At 70.8% G+C, this 20,715-nt stretch carries 20 protein-coding genes and 1 pseudogene; 10 read left to right on the top strand and 11 right to left on the bottom strand.

The genetic code is table 11. The features are described 5' to 3' along the window. The first annotated feature begins 198 nt into the window (after positions 1 to 198). On the top strand, positions 199 to 1,638 hold the full coding sequence (gene gndA / locus ACFYZB_RS11515; RefSeq protein WP_388757116.1) for an NADP-dependent phosphogluconate dehydrogenase: 1,440 nt from the start codon (positions 199 to 201) through the stop codon (positions 1,636 to 1,638). 486 nt (positions 1,639 to 2,124) lie between these two features. On the opposite strand, the gene panD is transcribed toward gndA, so the two are convergent. Next, on the bottom strand, positions 2,125 to 2,544 hold the full coding sequence (gene panD, locus ACFYZB_RS11510; RefSeq protein WP_351208448.1) for an aspartate 1-decarboxylase: 420 nt from the start codon (positions 2,542 to 2,544) through the stop codon (positions 2,125 to 2,127). Between the two features lie 970 nt (positions 2,545 to 3,514). On the opposite strand from panD, the gene ACFYZB_RS11505 reads away from it, so the two are divergent. The 3 genes from ACFYZB_RS11505 (at position 3,515) to ACFYZB_RS11495 (ending at position 7,010) form a co-directional block, all read left to right on the top strand. After that, positions 3,515 to 4,735, top strand: a complete 1,221-nt coding sequence (locus ACFYZB_RS11505; protein ID WP_388757112.1) for a metallophosphoesterase — start codon at positions 3,515 to 3,517, stop codon at positions 4,733 to 4,735. A 429-nt stretch (positions 4,736 to 5,164) separates the two neighbouring features. Then, complete coding sequence (locus tag ACFYZB_RS11500; protein ID WP_388757108.1) at positions 5,165 to 6,001, top strand: YhjD/YihY/BrkB family envelope integrity protein; 837 nt, start codon at positions 5,165 to 5,167, stop codon at positions 5,999 to 6,001. 178 nt (positions 6,002 to 6,179) lie between these two features. After that, positions 6,180 to 7,010: a class II glutamine amidotransferase gene (locus ACFYZB_RS11495; protein ID WP_388757105.1), complete on the top strand. Its 831-nt coding sequence runs from the start codon at positions 6,180 to 6,182 to the stop codon at positions 7,008 to 7,010. Between the two features lie 396 nt (positions 7,011 to 7,406). Here ACFYZB_RS11495 and ACFYZB_RS11490 read toward each other — a convergent pair. The 6 genes and pseudogenes from ACFYZB_RS11490 to ACFYZB_RS11465 all read right to left on the bottom strand — a co-directional run. Further along, positions 7,407 to 7,643 (bottom strand): annotated as a pseudogene (locus ACFYZB_RS11490) (diacylglycerol/lipid kinase family protein); the annotation flags it as partial. Positions 7,644 to 7,683: 40 nt separating this feature from the next. After that, positions 7,684 to 7,884: a hypothetical protein gene (locus ACFYZB_RS11485; protein WP_388757102.1), complete on the bottom strand. Its 201-nt coding sequence runs from the start codon at positions 7,882 to 7,884 to the stop codon at positions 7,684 to 7,686. A 51-nt stretch (positions 7,885 to 7,935) separates the two neighbouring features. After that, positions 7,936 to 8,364 (bottom strand): hypothetical protein, encoded by a 429-nt coding sequence (locus tag ACFYZB_RS11480; protein WP_388757099.1) that lies wholly within the window; start codon positions 8,362 to 8,364, stop codon positions 7,936 to 7,938. Positions 8,365 to 8,431: 67 nt separating this feature from the next. After that, positions 8,432 to 8,863: an SHOCT domain-containing protein gene (locus ACFYZB_RS11475; RefSeq protein ID WP_388757443.1), complete on the bottom strand. Its 432-nt coding sequence runs from the start codon at positions 8,861 to 8,863 to the stop codon at positions 8,432 to 8,434. Between the two features lie 76 nt (positions 8,864 to 8,939). Beyond that, complete coding sequence (locus tag ACFYZB_RS11470; protein ID WP_388757096.1) at positions 8,940 to 10,382, bottom strand: MFS transporter; 1,443 nt, start codon at positions 10,380 to 10,382, stop codon at positions 8,940 to 8,942. Further along, on the bottom strand, positions 10,333 to 12,243 hold the full coding sequence (locus ACFYZB_RS11465) for a glycoside hydrolase family 15 protein (protein ID WP_388757093.1): 1,911 nt from the start codon (positions 12,241 to 12,243) through the stop codon (positions 10,333 to 10,335). The genes ACFYZB_RS11470 and ACFYZB_RS11465 overlap by 50 nt, the downstream gene beginning before the upstream one ends. Here ACFYZB_RS11465 and ACFYZB_RS11460 point away from each other — a divergent pair. Further along, positions 12,214 to 12,684 carry a TauD/TfdA family dioxygenase gene (locus ACFYZB_RS11460; RefSeq protein WP_388757090.1) on the top strand — a complete coding sequence of 157 codons (471 nt, stop codon included), beginning with the start codon at positions 12,214 to 12,216 and terminating at the stop codon, positions 12,682 to 12,684. The genes ACFYZB_RS11465 and ACFYZB_RS11460 overlap by 30 nt on opposite strands. Positions 12,685 to 12,942: 258 nt before the next feature. Here the strand turns inward: ACFYZB_RS11460 and ACFYZB_RS11455 are convergent, their stop codons facing one another. Then, positions 12,943 to 13,938 carry a LysR substrate-binding domain-containing protein gene (locus tag ACFYZB_RS11455; protein WP_388757087.1) on the bottom strand — a complete coding sequence of 332 codons (996 nt, stop codon included), beginning with the start codon at positions 13,936 to 13,938 and terminating at the stop codon, positions 12,943 to 12,945. Positions 13,939 to 14,042: 104 nt separating this feature from the next. On the opposite strand from ACFYZB_RS11455, the gene ACFYZB_RS11450 reads away from it, so the two are divergent. Continuing rightward, entirely contained in the window at positions 14,043 to 15,152 is a 1,110-nt protein-coding gene (locus ACFYZB_RS11450; protein WP_388757084.1) for a YeiH family protein, read from the top strand. Positions 15,153 to 15,170: 18 nt separating this feature from the next. On the opposite strand, the gene ACFYZB_RS11445 is transcribed toward ACFYZB_RS11450, so the two are convergent. The 3 genes from ACFYZB_RS11445 to ACFYZB_RS11435 are packed head-to-tail and all read right to left on the bottom strand — an operon-like array spanning position 15,171 to position 17,668. Beyond that, positions 15,171 to 16,253: a sensor histidine kinase gene (locus tag ACFYZB_RS11445; RefSeq protein ID WP_388757081.1), complete on the bottom strand. Its 1,083-nt coding sequence runs from the start codon at positions 16,251 to 16,253 to the stop codon at positions 15,171 to 15,173. Beyond that, positions 16,246 to 16,929: a response regulator transcription factor gene (locus tag ACFYZB_RS11440; protein ID WP_388757078.1), complete on the bottom strand. Its 684-nt coding sequence runs from the start codon at positions 16,927 to 16,929 to the stop codon at positions 16,246 to 16,248. Before ACFYZB_RS11440 ends, ACFYZB_RS11445 begins: the two co-directional genes overlap by 8 nt. A 34-nt stretch (positions 16,930 to 16,963) precedes the next feature. Further along, positions 16,964 to 17,668 (bottom strand): VanZ family protein, encoded by a 705-nt coding sequence (locus ACFYZB_RS11435; protein WP_388757074.1) that lies wholly within the window; start codon positions 17,666 to 17,668, stop codon positions 16,964 to 16,966. A 164-nt stretch (positions 17,669 to 17,832) separates the two neighbouring features. Between ACFYZB_RS11435 and ACFYZB_RS11430 the strand changes: the two genes are divergently transcribed. The 4 genes from ACFYZB_RS11430 (at position 17,833) to lpdA (ending at position 20,538) form a co-directional block, all read left to right on the top strand. Continuing rightward, positions 17,833 to 18,609, top strand: a complete 777-nt coding sequence (locus tag ACFYZB_RS11430) for a class I SAM-dependent methyltransferase (RefSeq protein WP_388757071.1) — start codon at positions 17,833 to 17,835, stop codon at positions 18,607 to 18,609. 127 nt (positions 18,610 to 18,736) lie between these two features. Then, the gene (locus ACFYZB_RS11425) at positions 18,737 to 18,862 is read left to right on the top strand and encodes a hypothetical protein (protein WP_388757068.1); all 126 of its coding nucleotides are present in this window, start codon (positions 18,737 to 18,739) and stop codon (positions 18,860 to 18,862) included. Next, complete coding sequence (locus tag ACFYZB_RS11420; protein ID WP_388757066.1) at positions 18,835 to 18,999, top strand: hypothetical protein; 165 nt, start codon at positions 18,835 to 18,837, stop codon at positions 18,997 to 18,999. The genes ACFYZB_RS11425 and ACFYZB_RS11420 overlap by 28 nt, the downstream gene beginning before the upstream one ends. A 135-nt stretch (positions 19,000 to 19,134) precedes the next feature. Continuing rightward, on the top strand, positions 19,135 to 20,538 hold the full coding sequence (gene lpdA, locus ACFYZB_RS11415; protein WP_388757063.1) for a dihydrolipoyl dehydrogenase: 1,404 nt from the start codon (positions 19,135 to 19,137) through the stop codon (positions 20,536 to 20,538). Positions 20,539 to 20,715: the final 177 nt, after the last annotated feature.

The following is a 20,715-nucleotide window of genomic DNA, read 5'->3' as shown; positions in this document are numbered from 1 at the left end:
CCGGCCTCCCGCAGCGCCCAAGTGGCCGGGAAGGGACCTTCGTTGGCCGGGCCTCCCGTTCGCTGAGGCTTCAGGCGGTCTCGCGTCGTACTGAAGGCATGGCGGGTCGGATGTGCACTCGCCGTGGCGGCACGTCAGGATGGTCGCGGAACCGTGCTGACGGAGCCGTAGTCACGAAGCAGCTAGGGAGCAGGCGGTATGAGCACTTCAGCGCAGATCGGTGTCACGGGCCTCGCGGTCATGGGCCGCAACCTCGCTCGGAACTTCGCCCGCAACGGCTACACGGTCGCGGTGCACAACCGTACGGCGTCGCGGATGAAGGCGCTGGTGGAGGAGTTCGGGCAGGAGGGCGACTTCATCGGGGCCGAGACCGCCGAGGAGTTCGTGGCGGCGCTGGAGCGCCCGCGCCGCCTGGTGATCATGGTGAAGGCGGGTGAGCCCACGGACGCGGTGATCCAGGAGTTCGCGCCGCTCCTCGAACCCGGCGACATGATCATCGATGGCGGAAACGCCCACTTCGCGGACACCCGGCGCCGCGAGCGGGAGCTGCGCGAGCGCGGCATCCACTTCGTCGGCACGGGCATCTCCGGCGGCGAGGAGGGCGCGCTGCACGGGCCGAGCATCATGCCGGGCGGTTCGGTGGAGTCGTACGACTCCCTCGGACCGATGCTGGAGAAGATCTCCGCGAAGGCCGCGGACGGCGCGCCCTGCGTGACGCACTGCGGTCCCGACGGCGCCGGGCACTTCGTGAAGATGGTCCACAACGGCATCGAGTACGCCGACATGCAGCTGATCGGCGAGGCGTACCAGCTGCTGCGCGAGGTCGCCGGGTACTCCCCCGCCGAGATCGCGGAGATCTTCCGTACGTGGAACACGGGCCGCCTGGACTCGTACCTGATCGAGATCACGGCGGAGGTGCTGTCGCACGTGGACGCGGCGACCGGCAAGCCGTTCGTGGACGTGGTGGTCGACCAGGCCGAGCAGAAGGGCACCGGCCGCTGGACCGTCCAGATCGCGCTGGACCTGGGCGTGCCGGTGTCCGGCATCGCCGAGGCCGTCTTCGCGCGCTCGCTGTCCGGCCACGCGGGGCTCCGCGAGGCCTCGCGGGGGCTGGCGGGCCCGCAGGCCGTGCCGCTGGGCAAGGAGGAGGCGGCCGCCTTCGCGGACCGGGTGGAGCAGGCGCTGTACGCGTCCAAGATCGTGTCGTACACGCAGGGCTTCCACGAGATCACCGCGGGCAGCGAGGAGTACGGCTGGGACATCGATCTCGGCGCGGTGGCCTCGATCTGGCGCGGCGGCTGCATCATCCGGGCCGCGTTCCTGGACCGGATCCGCGCCGCGTACGACGCCCGCGCCGATCTGCCGAGCCTGCTGTCGGACGAGACCTTCGCGCGCGAGATCGCCGACGCCCAGGACGACTGGCGGGAGGTGCTGATCGCCGCGACGCGGCAGGGCGTGCCGACGCCGGGCTTCGCGGCGGCACTGGCCTACTACGACGCGCTGCGGGCACGTCGCCTGCCGGCGGCTCTGACGCAGGGGCAGCGGGACTTCTTCGGGGCGCACACGTACCGGCGGGTGGACCGGGAGGGGTCGTTCCACACGCTGTGGGGAGGGGATCGGTCGGAGGTTTCCGCCTGAGGGGCCGCGGGGAACCCACGGCCGGCGTGTGCGGGTGCGCTGTGGCTGGTCGCACCCGCGCGGCGGGGCCGCACATCGATGCGACCCCGCGGCTCGTCGGGGCACTGCTGCCCCGCGTGGTCAGGTGAGGGGTGGGCCTGGCTCGGGGTTCGGTACCGGCTCCGGGCCCGGCGGGATCGGCGACGGTGACGGTTCCGGGGGGCCGGGGGCCGGGGGTGCCGGGGGTGGGGTCGGATCGGGGCCCGGTGGGGGCGGTGTGGGCTGAGGGCCCGGCTCGGGCGGCGGGACGGGGCTCGGGTACGGGTCCGGTGTGGTGGGACCCGGACCCGGTGTCGGCCCCGGCGGGACCGGGTCGGAATGCGGGTACGTCATGGCGTCCTCCGGGCAGTCGCTGAACGTCGCCTCTGGACTACTCCCCCGCCTACCCGGCCCCCGCGCGGCCACTCACCCGGCAGGAGGAGCCACCGCGCGCTCGGAGCCCGTCGGTCAGGCCCCGACGGCCTGCGGGCTGCGCTGCTGGTCGGAGCCGGGCACCGGCTCCGACGGGTCGGCGCCGAGGGAGACGATCCGGTTGCCGGCGTCGACATGCACGACGCGCGGCGTCAGCTCCCGCGCCTCGGCGTCGGTGACCTGGGCGTAGCTGATGATGATCACCAGGTCCCCGGGATGCACGAGATGGGCGGCAGCCCCGTTGATCCCGATCACCCCGGACCCGCGCTCGCCCTCGATGACGTACGTCTCCAGCCGGGCGCCGTTGGTGATGTCGACGACGTGCACCAGCTCGCCCGGCAGCAGGTCGGCGGCGTCGAGGAGGTCGGCGTCGATGGTCACCGATCCCACGTAGTGCAGGTCGGCCTGGGTGACGGTGGCGCGGTGGATCTTGGACTTGAACAGAGTACGCAGCATTCAGAACTCCCGAAATTCGCTCCCTGCCCGCTTATTGCAGGTCAAGGGCTGTTCTTGCACCCTACAGCAGCCCGCTCCACGGCAGACGTCCACCGGCCGAGGAGCGCTTTACGCTGACCGCTCGCGGACTTTGCTGACGGAGCGCCAGTAAACGACCGAAGTTCCCGGTCTACGCCCGCCCGACCCCGACCAGCGAATGGGATCAGGGTATGAATCAGCGGCCCTGGGCGCATCGAGATCCCCGTCACTTGAGGCACAGAGGCCGAGTCCGATGGGCGACCACAGGCGGGCCGGTTCCCGTTCGGTGACGCCGGCCTTCCGCAGCCGCTCGTTGTGTCGACGACGACCTCGTCCGCCTCGGGGAAGCGTCCGCGCCCGGTCCGGGGCGAGCTTCCGTTCGTGGTGGAGGGGTCGAGCGGGAGGCAATGAAGGTCGCGGTCAGAGTGAGGACTCGCCCGGTGAAGCGGATGCCCGTCGCGTCGTACAAGGCGTTGGCGAAGGCGGTGGGTGTTGTCGGTGCCGACGAGGCCAGCGGTGCCGGTGTACTCGGTGGAACCGTCCGAGCTGGGCTCGGTGCCGTTCACGTGATTGCCGGTGGACGACGTACCGGTGCCGATGGCCTGGCCAATGCCACCACCGGAGACGAGACCGCTGTTGCAGTCCGCGTGGGTCGAGATCTCGGAGAAGGTGTTGGTGGGCCCGGCGGTCGCGCCCGGGGTCTTCACGGGAGCCTTCGACGATGGGAGACGGAACCCGTACGAGTCGGCGTCACGGCCCGCCCGCGGCCCAGGAGCACCTGACGAATCAATGTGTGACAGCCGCTCTCCGCGTGCATGAACAGCGTGCCCGCGGACGGAACCCTGACGGCGGTTCATGCCCAGAGAGGTCGCCCGTGAACGCCCGTCCGGTCGGCCCCCAGGGTTGACCGGATACAGTGCGCGAGACGTCTGCCCGGTCAGGGAGGGGAAGCGTGACCGAGACCAGCAGCACCCGGCCCGCCGAGGGTGAAGCGCAAGCTCCGCGGCAGAGCCGACTGCACCACTTGATGCGCTACATCCCCCGGATCGCCCCCGTCCTGCTGTGGGCCGTGCCCTGCTGGGTGCTCCTGTACACCGGCCAGCACTGGCCGCTGCCCGTCACGCCGGCCGGCACCGCGCTGTTCACCCTCGGCCTCATCGGTATGCCGCTCGCAATGATGCGCGGCCACGGCCCACGTCAGCAGGACCGGGCGGCGATCGTCGGTGACACCCTGCTGGGCACCAGCTGGGTGCTGTTCACCTGGTCCGTTCTGCTCGGCGTCCTGTTGCGGCTCGCCCTGACCGTGGCCGGCGTCGGCGAGAGCCAGGACCGGGCCCGGATCGTCACCTGGGCCGTCCTCGGCGTCACCGCGGTGCTGCTCGGCTGGGGGTACGCCGAGGCCCGCCGCGTGCCACGCGTGCGCCGACTCGACGTGCAACTCCCGCGACTGGGTGCCGGGTTGGACGGCCTCCGCGTCGTCCTCATCACCGACACCCACTACGGCCCACTCGACCGCGCCCGCTGGTCGGCGCGGGTGTGCGAGACGGTGAACGCTCTGGAGGCCGACCTGGTCTGCCACACCGGCGACATCGCGGACGGCACGGCCGAACGCCGCCGCGCCCAGGCCGTCCCCCTCGGAACCGTGCGGGCCACGCATGCCCGCGTGTACGTCACCGGCAACCACGAGTACTACAGCCAGGCCCAGGGCTGGGTCGACCTGATGGACGAGCTGGGCTGGGAACCGCTGCGCAACCGCCATCTGCTGCTCGAACGCGGAGGCGACACCCTCGTGGTCGCCGGGGTGGACGACGTCACCGCCGAGTCGTCCGGCCTGGCAGGCCACCGCGCCCACCTCGCCGGAGCCCTGAGCGGCGCCGACCCCGACCTGCCCGTCCTGCTCCTGGCACACCAGCCCAAGTTCGTCGACCGGGCGGCAGCCGCCGGCATCGACCTCCAGCTCTCCGGCCACACCCACGGCGGCCAGATCTGGCCCTTCCACCACCTCGTCCGCATCGACCAGCCCGCCCTCGCCGGCCTCAGCCACCACGGCACCCGCACCCTCCTCTACACCAGCCGCGGCACCGGCTTCTGGGGCCCGCCCTTCCGCGTCTTCGCCCCCAGCGAGATCACGCTGCTCGTCCTCCGCTCCCCGCACCTGCCCACCTCGCCGTAGCACCGACGGGCCCACACATCCGCTCGAAGCCGTCCACGAGCCGAGGGGTGCGGCGCGACGAGAGATGACCAGACCGATAAGTCTGAGCCTCGAACCATGCTGTCGTGATCGTCTTGCCGACGCCTGCAGGGCGACAAAGCCGGCGGTGCATGACGACGCAAAGGTCCGAGACGTCGGCGACTCCACCCGATGCCGCGCCGACCGTGTTCAGCGATCATGCCTCTCACATGCGGGGGCCGCCGCAACCGGACTGCGGGGGGACAGCGACAGGTCGCCGTCCGCCACGGTGACACCACCCTGACGTACGAGCGCGTCGATGAGGAAGGCCCCCAGCTCGCCACCCTCGGCGGGAGCGGGTAAGGACGCCTGCAGGCCGGTGCCCATCGAGCCTGCGCGACACCAGCCGCTCGGCACGGTGTACTGCCTGATGTGGAAGGTTGGCGGAGATCACCAGGTAAAGGCCGCGGCAGTCCCCCGTACTGGACTCGGCTGAGCCGCGCATGGCAGGCGGCGGGCGGGCGCTTCGAGGCAAGTGCGGCGGGACGTTTGTGGGGACGCCTCAGCGCGGCGGACTTCTTCAGCCATTCGTTCCAGCTGGCGTCGCTCGCCTTCCTCTGCTTCTTCCCGTTCCTGATCCTTGTCACTGCTGCGTTCGGCCAGGACGCCGCGCAGGTCATGGCGGGATGGCTCGGGCTGAACGAGCAGGCGGCGCAGGCCCTGGCCGGTCTTTTCAAACCCAGTCCGGGTTCGGTCACGCTCACGCTGATGAGCGCTCTGTTGTTGATCGCGGGGGCGGTCGCCGTAGCCGGCACCTTGCAGGGCTGGTACCAGTTCCTCTTCGACGTGCCCCCGCGTTGGTGGCGGGACCTGGGGGCCCAGCTCGCGTGGCTGACGGTGCTGGTCGCCTACGGCGCGGCCCGGGCCGGGATCGGCGCAGCACTCGGACCGCAGCTGAGCAGCCTGTCCGGTTTCGTCCTGGCGCTGTTCTTCTGGTGGGGGACCATGCGACTGCTGCTCACCGGAGCGGTCACCTGGCGCTTCCTCCTGCCTGCGGCTGTGGCCACCGGCGTCGCCTGGACCGGCCTCGGGTGGTTCTCCTCTCGCTTCTTCTCCGAGACGATCGTGGCCAACAACCAGAAATACGGCCCTGTGGGCGTCGTCATGGTCATTCTGTCCTGGCTTGTGGCGGTGGGTGTGGTCATCCACCTCGGTGCCGTCGTCGGACACGAGTTCGCCAAGCATCGCGCCGTTCGCTCGCAGCACTGACAAGCCCGGACGATCCACGGAACCACCTGGGCGTGCCGCAACCGTCGGAGCAGCCCATACTTGTGGTGACCCGGCTGGACCACACAGGCGGCATCACCCTCTTCCGACCACAGCGTCCCCTGCGGCGCACACCGCACAGCCGGGGCCCGTCCGCCGCCGTAGGGAGGTGGGTTCGGACATGTGCCGCTGGATCGTCTACTCGGGTACGCCTGTTCTCCTCAGCCAGGTCCTGTTCCAGCCGGAACACAGCCTGATCGACCAGAGCCTGCACTCCCGCCTGGGGGTGGAGACCACCAACGGCGACGGCTTCGGGGTCGGCTGGTACAGCCCGGGCCTTGACACGCCTGCTGTCGTGCGGGATGTCGGCCCGGCGTGGAACAACCGGAACCTCCAGGAGGTCGCCCACCACGTCCGCTCGGGGCTGTTCTTCGCCCACATCCGGGCCACGACCGGAACAGCCGTGCAGCAGACCAACTGCCATCCCTTCCGGAAGGACCGCTGGCTGTGGATGCACAACGGCGTGATCCGCGAGTTCCACCGGCTCAGGCGTGACCTCGCGCTGGCCGTCGACCCCGTCCTCTACCCCGACATCGAAGGGTCCACGGACTCCGAGCTCATGTTCTTCCTCGCCCTGACGTTCGGCCTCGCGGACGATCCGCCGGACGCCGTGGCGCGCATGGCCGGTCTGGTCGAGAGCACGGGTCACCGGTACGGCGTGCAACACCCCCTGCAGATGACGGTCGCCGTGGCCGACGGTGAGAGTCTGTGGGCCTTCCGTTACTCCAGCGAGGGCGCCTCACGGTCGTTGTACTTCAGCACCAAGGTGGACGCCCTGCGCGCGCTCCACCCGGACACCTCGTTCCTGCGGGAGATCTCGGACGAGACCCGCCTTGTCGTCTCCGAGCCCCTGGGCGACCTCCCGGGAGCCTGGAACAGGGTTCCGGAGAGCACCTACGGCATCGTCCGCCCGGGCCAGGACACCCTCCACACGTTCGAGCCCCGGTGCTGAACCGACTGCTTCGGAGGCCGTCAGCCGGGTCACGCCCGGTGACCGCCCGAACCCCAGGAGCCGGGTCGCCAGCCGGGCCGCCCGGCGGGCGTCGACGCGCACGCACAACACCCCCAGACGTCCGGAGTCGAGGCTCTCCCGTAGTCCGGGATGCGCCGAGTCGACGGCCACGGGTCGGTAGGGGTTGTTGCTGACGAGCAGAGCCTGCAGTCCCCCGATCCGCGTGTGCCCGGCACGCACGCGCAGCCGTGGTGTCCGGGGGCCGGTGAAGAGGGCCGGCAGCTCCTCCAGCGCCGTGCGCAACTTGGCGTCCCTGTAGGAGGGTTCGCGCACCACGGCAGACGGATCGTCGCGGTCGAGACCGAGATCGAGGGCGAAGTGGTTGCGTGTTCCGGCCGGGATCACCATGAAGGGCACGCCATGCCGGGCCGCGACCTCGGCGACCAGGGCCTGGGTGCCGTCCCCGCCGGCCACCGCGAGCAGATCGGCTCCCTCGGCCACCGCACGGCGGGCCAGGTCCGCCACGTCCTGGTGGCGCGCCGGATCCGGCACGACGACACTGGCGCCCTCCGCCCTCGCCTTCTCGACCAGGTGGAAGCGGTCCACCTTGCCCCCGCCGGAGCGCGGGTTCATCACGACCCACGGATGCAGCGCCGCCGGCACCGGCCTGGGCTCACGGCGGCGCGCGGCGGAGGGCCCCGTCGGGGTGAGTGCGAACTCCGGGGTGGGCGAGGACGCACCACAGACCGGCGGCCGTGAGGGCCGCAGCCGCCACGCCGATGAGCACCCAGAGCCGGCCTTTCAGCCGTGCGGTGACGAGCAGCACGAGCACGCTGCCCACGAGGGCGAGGAGGACCAGGCGGGCCCACGCCACGGGCGTTCGCCTCATGCTGCGGGAGACGTGCCGGGCAACGGGCGCCTCGGCCTATCGGAAACCGGCCGTGGGTCGCTCGGTCCGCACGACGCACAGCGCCCAGATCACGAATCCGGAGATCGCGATCGACACGATCGACCACAACGGGTAGTACGGCAGGGCGAGGAAGTCGGCGAGGATGAGGAATCCGGCGATGACCACGCCGGCGACCCGAGCCCACGTCGCCGCCTGGAACAGGCCCAGGCTGACCACGAAGGCGACCGCCCCGAGAATGAGGTGGATCCAGCCCCAGCCGGTGAGGTCGTACTGGAAGACGTATCCGTACGTCGTGACGAACACGTTGTCCTGGGCGATGCCCATGATGCCGCGGAAGATGTCGAGCACTCCGCAGATCATCAGCATGACGGCGCCGAACAGCATGAGACCGCTGGCCCATTGCTGCTTCGCCGACTCCGGGCGGGCTGCGTGTGTCGCACTCATGACCTGCCTCCTTGCATGCTTCGTCGGACCAGCGAGATCCAACGGTGTCGAAAGGCCCGTGACGCGGTCAGACACCACCACGGCCGCCGCTCAGGACCAGTTCCTTCGCACGGACGAACTCCTCCTCCGTGATGTCGCCGTGTTCCCGCATCGCGGACAGCTTCGCCAGTTCGTCGGCGCTGCTGGGCCGCGCACCGCTCGCCGCCTCGCGGACATAGGCGTCGAACTCCTTCTGCCGCGCCTGCGCGTACGCCACCCCGCGTCGGCCCATGGCCTTCCCACGGGCGATCAGATAGACGAGAACACCCAGGAACGGCAGCACGATGATGAAAGTGAGCCAGCCGGCCTTCCCCCACCCGCCCAGATCGTCATCGCGGAAGACGTCGAGGACGATTCTGAACAGCAGGAAGAACCACATGACCCACAAGCCGATCCACAGGACGGTCCAGAAGGCGCTCAGCAGCGGGTAGTCGTACGCCAGGTTCATCTGCGAGCCCATGGTCGTCACTCCCCTACGGTCCTCGGACATCGGCTCCGCCACCTATAGATTGCGCACGTCAAAAGCCCATGCCACCTCACCCGGAACGGGTGAGGTGGCATGCACTCGTCCCCCGCGGGAGAAGCGCTGCCGCGGCGAGGCCGCCGAGCCCTGCGACGGCCAGTGCGGTCATCGCAGCGGCGTAGGCGCCCCTGGTCAGCCCGGAGACCAGGATGGTGCCGGCTATGGCCGTGCCGAAGGAGGAACCGAGGTTGGACACGCTGCGGGACAGGCCCGAGATCTCCCCCTGCTGCTGCTCCGGGAAGCTCGACTGCACGACGTTGACCGACGGGGTCAGCATGACGCCGAGACCGAGCCCGATCAGCAGGAGTCCGGGGGCGAAGGCCCAGGCGGTCGAGAAGGCGGCGGCCAGGGCGATCAGAACCGCTACGCCGACGATGCAGACGACGAAGCCGGCCATGATGAGCGTGCGCTGGGAACGCCGCTCGGCCAGTCGCTGGGCGGACAGCGACGTGACCAGCAGCCCCAGCGTGGCCGCGGTGAAGATGACACCGGTCTGTATGGCGTCGTAGTGGCGTACGACCTGGAGGTAGGCCGCCACCGTGAAGGACGAGCCCAGGAGCATGAGCCATTGGATGTTCTGGGTGATGAGCCCGAGGTTGGACGTGCGGTTGCGGAACAGGGTGAGCGACAGCAGTGGCTCCTGCCCGGAGGCTTCCTTGGCGCGTACGGAGCGGAGGAACCACCACAGGACGAGTACGCCGAGGACCAGCAGGGCGATCGTGAGCCAGATGTTGTTGTCAGCGGCCAGGATGCCCATGACGACGAGAACGAGACCGGCGGCGGAGAGGACCGCTCCCATGGTGTCGAAGGAGCGGGTCGGATCGGGCGGGAGCGGATCGTCGATGCGGCGGCTGAGAACGACGATCACGGCGATGACCAGGGCCTGGAACACGAAGGCCGCGCGCCAGCTCAAGCCTGTGGTGATGAGTCCGCCGATCAGCGGCCCGGCGGCAGCGCCGATGCCACCCAGCGCCATGATGACCCCGAAGGCGCGGGCACGGGAGGTCACGTCCGGGTACAGAAGAGTCGTGAGGATGTAGACGGGCGGGATGAGCAGCGCTGTGCCGACGCCTTCGAGTATCGAGTTACCGAGGATCAGGACGCCGAGCCCTGGGGATGCCGCGCTCAGCAGGGCGCCGGCAGCGTAGACGACGAGGCCGGTCAGGAAGCAGCGCTTGCGGCCGTAACGGTCGGTCAGCTTGCCGCCGGGGATCATCAGCGCTGCCATCACCAGCAGGAAGACTGTGATCGCCACCTGTACGCCCTGGACAGTGGTGTGCAGGTCCGTGCTGATGTCGTTGATCATCACGTTCATGTTGGAGCCGGCGAAGCTGCAGATGAACTGGGCTAGGGCCAGGGCGGCCAGGACGCGCCCGTGTCCTGCCGGCTCCTTCCGCGCGGCCGTCTCAACCACTCGTGCCCCCGGTCGCGTCCTCGGGGGGCGTGGTGAGGCCATGGGTCGCCGGATGCCGGTGATCGCCGGTCGGGGGCCGGGTCTCGGCCTTGCCCAGTTCCTGGTCGAGCGCCATGGCCGCGGTGACCAGAGCGAGGTGGGTGAACGCCTGGGGGAAGTTGCCGAGCTGTTCACCCGAGGGACCGATCTCCTCGGCGAACAGGCCGACGTGGTTGGCGTAGGTGAGCATCTTGTCGAAGGCGTGCCGGGCCTCGTTGAGCCTGCCGCTGCGGGCAAGGGCCTCGACGTAGAGGAAGCTGCACAGGTTGAAGGTCCCCTCCGAACCGCGCAGGCCGTCGGGGGATGCGACGGGGTCGTACCGGTAGACGAGGCTGTCGCTGACCAGTTCCTCGTCCATGGCGTCGAGGGTGCTGAGCCAGTCGGGGTCTCGCGGCGTGAGGAAGCCGACCTTCGGCATGAGCAGGAGTGAGGCGTCCAGGACGTCGGTGTCGTAGTGCTGTACGAAGGCCCGCCGCTTGTCGTGCCAGCCGTGCTCCAGGATCTGCTCGAAGACCGCGTCCCGGGCGCGGGTCCAGCAACCGACGTCGGCCGGGCGGGAGAAGCGGGTGGCCGCATCGATGCCGCGGTCGAAGGCCACCCATGTCATCAGCCGGCTGAAAGTGAAGTTCTCCCGTCCCCCGCGGGTTTCCCAGATGCCTTCGTCCGGTCGGTCCCAGTGGTCGGCGAGCCAGTCCAGGACGCCGCTGAGCGCCTTCCACCCACGGATCGCGCCGATGTCGCCACCGACGACCAGGGCATCCGAGACCTCGCCGTAGATGTCGAGCTGCAACTGACCGGCGGCGGCGTTTCCGGCCCGCACCGGATGCGACCCCTGATAGCCCTCCAAGTGGTCGAGGACCTCTTCGGTCAGGTGGGGGTCGCCGTCGACCCGGTACATGATCTGCAGGGGGTCGCCGGAGGCGGTGGGCCCGGCCTCGATGCGGTCGCGCAGCCAGCGGCGGAAAGCCTGCGCCTCTTCGTGGAATCCCAAGTCGATCAGTGCCCTGACGGAGAGCGCGGCGTCACGGATCCATGTGTAGCGGTAGTCCCAGTTGCGCTCACCGCCGATCTGTTCCGGCAGTCCCATCGTCGCGGCGGCGATGGGCGCCCCGGTGGGGCGGTAGGTGAGGAGCTTGAGCGTGATCGCCGATCGGTTGACGACGCCCTGCCATCGGCCGCGGTACGTGCAGGCACGCAGCCACGACAGCCAGTACGTACGGCATGTCTCGAATGCGTCGGCGACCTCTTCGAGGGAAGGGCTGCGAGGGACGGGAGCGCCGCTTGCCGTGCTGGTCAGCACGGCCGCGGCGGCCTGGCCGGCCGAAAGGGTGAAGCGGGCGCTGACGTCGCCTTCGGCGGCGACGAGCGGGAATCCGGTGGTCGACTGGACGTGCAGGTCGGTGCCCGGTCCGCGGAAGACCGCGGAACGATCGTCGGCGCGGGCGAGCGTGCCGGGGGTTCTGCCGTAGTCGAAGCGTGGGCGGCAGGCGAAGGTGAAGGCCATGCTGCCCCGCACGACACGGGCGACCCTGACCACACAGTGCGTGTCCTCGGGCGCCGGCACTTCGATGGGCACCATGAAGTCGGCCACTTCGCCGACGCCGCCGGGCCCCATGAACCGCGTGACCAGGATGGCCGTGTCGGACAGGTACAGCTGCCGGGTGGTCATGCCGTCGCCGTTCGGGAGCTCGGCGGCCAGACGGCAGTGTCCTCCGCGCTCGCTGTCCAGGAGTGACGCGAAGACGCTGGGCGAGTCGAAGCGGGGCGTGCACCACCAGTCGAGGGTTCCGTCGGAGGACACGAGGGCCGCTGTCTGCAGATCGCCGATCATGCCGTGCTCCGCTATGGGGGGATACGGGTGCATGGGACCTCCCACGACTGCGCGCCTGTGCGCCCGGCAGGCGTCCACGCCCGCCAGGGCCAGGGTTCCGGCAGCGCGGGGGTTCTCGCCTCACCCAGCGCGGGTGAGAGCGGTGTCCCGGCGCGGCCGCACAGGGCAACGGCCGGCGCGGCGCACAGCGGTGCACGCAGTGCCCGGGGTGGTGGCCCGGACGGCACCCGTGCCGCCGCCGACAGGGAGCTCCACGACTTCATCGACACGACGGCAGCCTCACCCGCCGTCCGGCTGGAACTGGATCTCCAGCCCGGTGATCTGCAGGTACTCGACAACCACATGGTGTTGCACGCCCGCTCGCGGTACGAGGACTTCGACACGCAGGGGAGTCGTCCCACGCGATGTCGTCCGCCCCCGGCGCCTGCGCACGGCAGGTCCGGGCTGCGCCGTCCGTCACCGCGCGCCCACTGAGACTCCTGACGTACGGGCAGTTCGACGAGGCGAGCGCCCGGCTCGCCGGCGTTCTGCACGACCGGGGGTGTCCGGCCGGGCGACGTGGTCACGATGACCATGCCCAGTGTGCCGCTCGCGCCGCTGCTCGCTGCCCAGCGCCTGGACGGCGTCGTCGACACTGGTTGCGCCCGCGGAGCGGAGGAGGGCCGGCCGTGATCTCCTGGGTTGCCGTGTCGGCGGTGTCAGAGTCGACCTGAGGGAGAAAACCCCCGCGGTTCAGGGTCCGCCTCGGACGGCACAGACCTTTGCGGGGCGGGCCGGCCGCTCGCCCGCGACCGCCCGGCGGGCCACCGCGACCAGTTCCGCTGCCGGGCCCACCAGGCGCCGCCCGGTCGGCCAGACCGCGCGCAGGTCCCGCGTGAGGTCGACGCCCTCCACCTCGACGCCGATCAGCCGGCCCTCGGCGATGTCCCCGCGGACGGCCAGCTCGCTCAGGACGGACGGGCCGGTGCCGGCGATCACCGCGCCGCGCACGGCAGCCGTCGAGCCGAGCTCCACCAGGGGCCGGACGCGTTCACACCCGGCCAGATGCAGGGCACGGTCCAGGGTCTGCCGCGTGCCGGAGCCGCTCTCCCGCAGTACCAGCGGCGCACGGGACAGCTCCTGCGCCGACAGCGGCTCGCGTCGCCGTGCCCAGGGGTGAGCGGGATCGACCACGACGACGAGCCGGTCCTCGGCCACCTGCCGCGTGGACATCACACGGGACAGGCGCGGCCCCTCGATGAACCCGATGTCGGCCTCGCCCGACTCGACCAGTTCGGGCACGTGCTCGCTGTTGGTCACCTGCAGCCCGATGTACAGCTCCGGCCGGCGAGCGCGCAGCTCGCTGATCCAGGCGGGCAGCAGGTACTCCGCAATGGTCAGGCTCGCCGCGACGCGCAGTTCGGCCTCCCGCCGGTCGCGCAGCCTGACGGCCCCGGCGAGCAGGTCGTCCAGCTCGTCCAGGACCCGCCGGGCATGGGCGGCGACGACCTGTCCGGCCAGCGTCAGCCGGGATCCGCGACGGGTCCGGTCGACCAGCACCAGTCCCAGCCCGCGTTCCAGCGTGGACAGCCGTCGGCTGGCGGACGGCTGGGAGATCCGCAGCCGCTCGGCCGCCCGGCCGAGGCTGCCCAGGTCGGCCACGAGGACGAGAAGCCGCAGCGACTCCAGGTCGGGCGTGCGCAAAGGGAGGGAAACGGTACGGGGATCCGGCACGGAGGACTCTGTCACAGCCCCAGCGTATGGCCGACTCATGCAACTCATGCAGATGGGCTATGACCTCTTGCCCGATCAGGGGCTACAGGGCCGGCAGGGCGCCGACCAAAGTGGTGATCATGAAGGACGCCAGCCTCTCCCCGTCGGGGACCACCCGCCTTGCCACCGCTCGAAGGCCCGGCGCCGCCGTCGCCGCCCGGTTCCCCGGCTTTGCCGCCCGACTGCCCGGGCTGGCCCTCGCCGTCGGCGTCGCCCTCGTCGCGACCGCGCTGGGCCGGCTGGTCCCCGTCCTCGGCGGGCCGGTGTGCGGAATCGTGCTCGGCGTACTGGTGGCGGTCGCGGTGCGCCCCGGTGCCCGGATGGAGCCCGGCATCACCTTCGCCGGGCGCGGAGTGCTCCAGGCCGCGGTGGTGGTACTGGGCGCGCAGCTGTCCCTGGGACAGGTGCTGCGGGTCGGTATCGGCTCGCTGCCGGTGATGATCGTGACCCTCGCCGTCTGCCTGGCGGCGGCGTACGGGATCGGACGCCGCCTCGGTGTCGTCCGCGACCTGCGCACCCTGATCGGTGTGGGGACCGGCATCTGCGGCGCCTCCGCCATCGCCGCGGTCACGCCGGTCATCGGCGCGGCCGAGGCGGAGGTGGCCTACGCCGTCTCCACGATCTTCGTCTTCAACATCGCCGCGGTGCTGACCTTCCCCGCCCTCGGGCATCTGCTGGGCATGGGCCAGCACGCCTTCGGCCTGTTCGCCGGCACCGCGGTCAACGACATGTCGTCCGTGGTGGCCGCCGCCACCACCTACGGCGGCCCCGCGGCCGACTACGCGGTGGTGGTCAAGCTGGCCCGCACGCTGCTCATCATCCCGATCTGCCTGGGCCTCGCCGCCCTCGCCCGCCGACGCGCGCGGACGGCGGACGCGGCGGCCGACGTCGGCGTACCCGGCGTTCCGCCCGGCCCGGTGCGCGTCGGCCGGCTGGTGCCGTGGTTCCTCGCCGGCTTCCTCGTCCTGGCTGCCGTGAACAGCGCCGGTCTCGTCCCGTCCGCCGCCCGCGCCCCGCTCAGCACACTCGCCGTCTTCCTGATCACCGTCGCCCTGTCCGCGATCGGCCTGTCCACCGAACCCGCCAAGCTCCGCCGGACCGGCCCCGCACCCCTGCTGCTCGGAGGCTGCCTGTGGCTCGTGGTGTCCGCCACCAGCCTGGGCGTCCAGTTCCTGGCCCGGTACCTGTGACCGTCGGACGTACACCGGTCACGAACGGGGGTCGGGCAGCCGAACCGTGACGAGGAGGCCGCCGGCGGGGCGGGGAGCGAGGTCGAGGGTCCCGGCATGGGCGCGGACGATGCTGTGCACGATGGCCAGGCCGAGGCCGATGCCGGCGTGCTCGTCGGTGCGGACGCGTTCCGTTCCGCGCTGGAAGGGTTCGGTGAGGGTCGGTACCAGTTCCGGCGGGAGCCGACGGCCCGTGTTCTCGACTCGCAGCACGCCCGCGTCGCCCCGCGTCTCGGTGTGGACCGTCACGGTGCCGCCGGCGGGGACGTTGTGGACGATGGCGTTCTGGACGAGGTTCGTCACCATCCGGAGCAACAGGTCCGCGGAGCCGCTGGTCCGGGCCGCCCCACCGGTGACGTCGAGCGTGATCCCACGCTGTTCGGCGAGGGGAAGGAGCGTTTCGGCGGCTTCTTCGGCGAGGAGGGAGAGGTCGACCCGTTCACGGGGGAAGTCTCCGCGGTCGCTGCGGCTGAGCAGCAGGAGGGCCTCGGTGAGACCGATCGCCCGCGTGTTGACGGTCTGCAGGCGTTCGATGAGTTCGCCCTGGTCCCGCGTCGGGGCCTTGCGGGCGACGTCGAGCAGCGTCTGCGAGATGGCGAGGGGGGTGCGCAGTTCGTGGGAGGCGTTCGCGGCGAACCTCTGCTGCTCGGCGACGTGCGACTCGAGTTGTTCGAGCATGGTGTCGAACGTGTCGGAGAGTTCACGGAACTCGTCCTGGCGGCCTTTCATGCGGATCCGGTGGGACAGCGACCCGCTCCCGGCCGTCCGTGCCGCCTCCGTGATCTGTGTGAGCGGTGCGAGCATCCGGCCGGCGAGGAACCATCCGCCCAGGAGGCCGAATCCGAGCAGGAAGACCATCGCCACAGCGGCGGCGGAGGCGAAGGTGTGCTCGAGCAGGTAGCGGTTGGGCGAGATGCCGAGAAGGCCCTTGGGGGTGTCGGGCACATAGCGCAGCACGGACACCCACACCACGGCCAGCAGGAGGGCCCCGGCGACGACGAGGAACCCGGCATAGCTGAGGGTGAGCTTCAGCCGGACACTGAGCCCTGGGCGTCTACGCATGCGTACTTCCGGGGCGGGTGGTGTCCATCCGGTAGCCGACACCCGGCACCGTGGCGATGATCCATGGTTCGCCGAGCCGTTTGCGCAGTGCGGAGACGGTGATGCGCACGGCGTTGGTGAAGGGGTCGGCGTTCTCGTCCCAGGCCCGCTCCAGCAGCTCTTCGGAGCTGACGACACCGCCTTCGGCGGCGACGAGGACTTCGAGCACGGCGAACTGTTTGCGGGTGAGTGCGACGTAGCGTCCGTCGCGGAAGACCTCCCGGCGGAAGGGGTCCAGGCGCAGGCCCGCGATCTCGCGGACCGGCGGCCGGGCGTACGCGCGTCTGCGGTCGAGCGCCCTCAGCCGCAGGACGAGTTCCCGCAGCTCGAACGGTTTGGTGAGGTAGTCGTCGGCGCCGAGCTCGAACCCGGACGCCTTGTCGTCGATCCGGTCCGCCGCGGTGAGCATCAGGATCGGGATGCCGCTGCCGGAGGCGACGATGCGCCGGGCGACCTCGTCGCCGGAGGGGCCGGGGATGTCGCGGTCGAGGACCGCGATGTCGTAGGAGTTGACGCTGAGCAGTTCCAGGGCGGCGTCGCCGTCGCCGGCGATGTCGGCGGCGATCGCCTCCAGCCGCAGACCGTCACGGACGGCTTCGGCCAGATAGGGCTCGTCCTCCACGATCAGTACGCGCATGTCGGAAGCCTAAGCAGTGCACCGGACACGCGGCTCAGCCCGCCGGTGCCGGCGCGGGGCGAGGCTGGTCCGACGGCGTTTGTGCCGTGGTGCGCCACCAGCGACGCGACGCCAGCGCGGCCAGCACGGCGCCGACGGTGTTGACCAGTACGTCGTCCACGGAGGACACCCGGTCCAGCCACAGAACGTACTGCGCGGTCTCGACCATGACCGAGCAGCCCGCCCCGAGCGCCAGGACCCGTGGCAGGGAGGCCAGCGCCGTGAACCGCATCGGGGCGAAGAATCCCAGCGCGGCGAAGACCAGCAGGTTGCCGACGATCTCGCCCGTGCCCATCGTGAGCAGGTCCCGCAGCGGCACCAGGCTCACCCGGCGGGGGGCGGTGCCGGCCCCGGCGCCCGGCATCATGGTCATCCACAGGAACGGCACCGTCCCGTGGACCATGCCCACCTCGGCCAGCGACTTCCGCCACGCCCATGTGATGCCGGCGGCACGCCGACGGCACGCCAGAGCCCACACCACCAGTGCGGCCAACGGCAGCGTGACCAACGTCATGAGCACCACACCGTTGAACGTGTCGAAGCAGCCGTGCCACCGCCCGGCCATGCACCTCGGAGCGGACATCATGAGCGGCCGTCGCACGACGAACACGGCGCTCGCCACGCCGAGGATCGCCAGGCCGAAGAGCACGATCCTGCCCGTGCGGCGGGGCGGTGCTGACAGGGATGCCTCATGGTTCATGCCTCTCATTGGAGGCGGAGGGCGGTTGCGGTGCCGTATGCGATTTTCGATACGCCCGCGATACACCGAGTCCCGGCATCAAGGAACTACCGGTTGTCGTCACCGGCGTGCCGAGGCGGTGAGGCGGGGTGGCCGAACGCAAGCGGCACCGCCAGCGTCACCCTGTGGATCAGGATGAACGGCTGCTTCACGCCTCGTCGTTCGGCGCGGCGGCGGTCGCATACGCCGAACACCGACCGGACTACGCGCCCGCCGCGGTGCGCTGGGCGCTCGAACCCGCGCCCGGCCCGCGCGTGCTCGACCTCGGCGCCGGGACCGGCAAGCTGACCGCCACGCTGGTCGCACTGGGTGCCGAAGTCATCGCGGTCGAGCCGGACCCGGGGATGCCGGCCGAGCTGCGCCGCTCGCTGCCGGACGTCCGTGCCCTGTCGGGCATTGCCGAGGCGATACCGCTGCCGGACGCCTCTGTCGATGCCGTGCTGGCCGGCAACTCCATGCACTTCGACATGGCGGTCGCGGGGCCCGAGATCGCCAGGGTCCTCGCGCCCAGCGGCGTCCTGGCCGGCCTGTGGAACCTCATGGACGACCGGGTCGACTGGGATTCCGGGCTCGCGCGGGTCAGCGGGAGCGCGGCCGTCGGCCCACGGGACACGCCTGTCGCCTGGCGCGCCGAGACGTCCGGCATGCACCTTCCCGGGACTGGCGTGGCCGCGCGATTCGGCTCGCCGGAGCAGGCCGAGTTCCCGCGCGGGCAGCGCCGCACCGCTGACTCTCTCGTCGCGACCATCGCGACGCGCGCGGGAGTGCTGGTCGTGCCGGACCGGGAACGAGACGTCACGCTGGGCCGGATCCGCGCATTCCTCGCGAGCAGACCGGGGACGGCCCGCGGCGAGTTCACTCTCCCGATGCTGACCGGCGTGCTGCGCGTCCGGCGGCTGTGAAGCACCGATAGACCTTTCCCGGCGCATTCCTTGTTCCGGCCAAAGGCCCACCCTACGCTGCCGGCATCGCACTCCGGCGTTATGGGACAAGGGACTTGGCAATCAGGGGTCGACTGGCCGGGAAACCATGCGCAAGGGCAAGAACATGGTCCTCACCTTCGAGGACGCGACCGTGCAGGCGGCCGTGGACAACGGCGCCATCGCGCAGCTGACCGGCGGCTCGACGTGGACGGTCACCGGCACTCGTACCTGACCCGGCTCGCCCTCGACGGCGACTCGGCCGTGCGGGCCCCGGCCGGCAGGTCCGTGACCATGACGGTCGACGGCACCGCGGCCACGGTCACGTCCGGCACGACCCACACCGGAGCGATCACACTCACGGTCGCCTGACGCCCTCGGGCGAAGGCGCGCTCACGCCGGCCGCGCCTCCGCCACTGCGGGACCGGGCACGCCGGTCGTCGGTGTGCACGTGGGCCACGTCGGCACCGACGCGACCGCGACGGCCGACGCTCCTAAGGTGGAGGGATGAGCACGGACAGTGACTTCGATGTCGTGGTTCTGGGCGCCGGCCCCGGCGGATACGTGGCCGCCATCCGCTGCGCACAGCTGGGACTGCGTACCGCCATCGTGGAGGCCCGGTTCTGGGGCGGCGTGTGCCTGAACATCGGCTGCATCCCGGCGAAGGCGCTGCTGCGCAACGCCGAGGTCGCGCAGTTGTTCCTGCACGACGCGGAGAAGTTCGGGGTCAAGATCAGCGGCGACGTCACCCTGGACTACCGGGCCGCGTACGAGCGCAGCCGGGTGGTGGCCGAGGGACGCGCCAAGGGCGTCACCTACCTCATGCGCAAGAACGGGATCACCCAGTTCGAGGGCCAGGGCACCTTCCTCGACCCGCACACGCTGCAGGTGCGGATGAGCGGCAGCGAGGCGACGCTCTCCTTCCGCTCCTGCATCATCGCCACCGGTGCGACCGTCAAGCTGCTCCCCGGTACGGCGCTCGGCAGGCGCGTGGTCACCTACGAGGAGCAGATCCTCGCCGACAGCCTTCCGGCCGGCATGGTCATCGCCGGCGCCGGCGCCATCGGCCTCGAGTTCGCCACCCTGCTCCGCTCCTACGGCGTTCAGGTCACGCTGGTCGAGTTCCTCGACCGCATCGCGCCGCTGGAGGACGAGGAGGTCTCGGCCGAGCTCACCAGACGCTTCAAACGCCAGGGCATCCACGTCCTGACCTCGGCACGCGTGCAGTCCATCGAGGAGGACGAGGACAGAGTCCGCGTGCTGGTCGAACAGGGCGGCCGGCAGCAGGTCCTGGAGGCGGAGAAGGTGCTGCAGGCCACGGGATTCCAGCCCCGGACCAGCGGCTACGGCCTGTCCAGCACGGGGGTACGGCTCACCGACCGGGGTGCCATCGACGTCGACGGGCACTGCCGCACCAGCCGGCCGCACATCTACGCGATCGGCGACGTCACGGCGAAGCTGATGCTGGCCCACGCCGCCGAGGCGATGGGCATCGTCGCCGCCGAAAGCATCGCAGGCGCCGAGACCATGGAACTGGACTACCGCATGATCCCGCGCGCCACCTTCTGCCGGCCCCAGATCGCCAGCTTCGGCTGGACCGAGAGCGAGGCGCGCGCCCAGGGCTTCGACGTCCGCGTGGCAAAGTTCCCCTTCACGGCCAACGCCAAGGCACACGGCTTCGGCGACACCGCCGGATTCGTGAAGCTGGTCGGTGACGGCCGCTACGGCGAACTGCTCGGCGCCCACCTGATCGGCCCCGACGTCACCGAGCTCCTGCCGGAACTGACCTTGGCGCAGAAGTGGGACCTGACCGTGAACGAGCTGATCAGGAACGTCCACGCACATCCCACGCTGAGCGAGTCGGTGCAGGACGCCCTGCACGGCCTCGCGGGACACATGATCAACCTCTGACGAAGGGCGAGCCTGCCCCCGAGCGGGACCGGTTCCAGATCATCGCCAACGGACCCCAGGACTGGTCCTTCGGCCACGGGCGCGCCCAGTACACGGAGGGTCTCCTGCCCGTTCCCGGCCGCTGACCACACCCCCGCGACGCACCGGCAGACCGCGCGCCGGCGCCGTACCGACCGG

The organism is Streptomyces sp. NPDC001852 (genome assembly GCF_042891825.1).
Taxonomy (GTDB): Bacteria; Actinomycetota; Actinomycetes; order Streptomycetales; family Streptomycetaceae; genus Streptomyces.
Note: the sequence above shows the minus strand (reverse complement) of the source record. Positions and strands in the feature narration are given on the sequence as shown.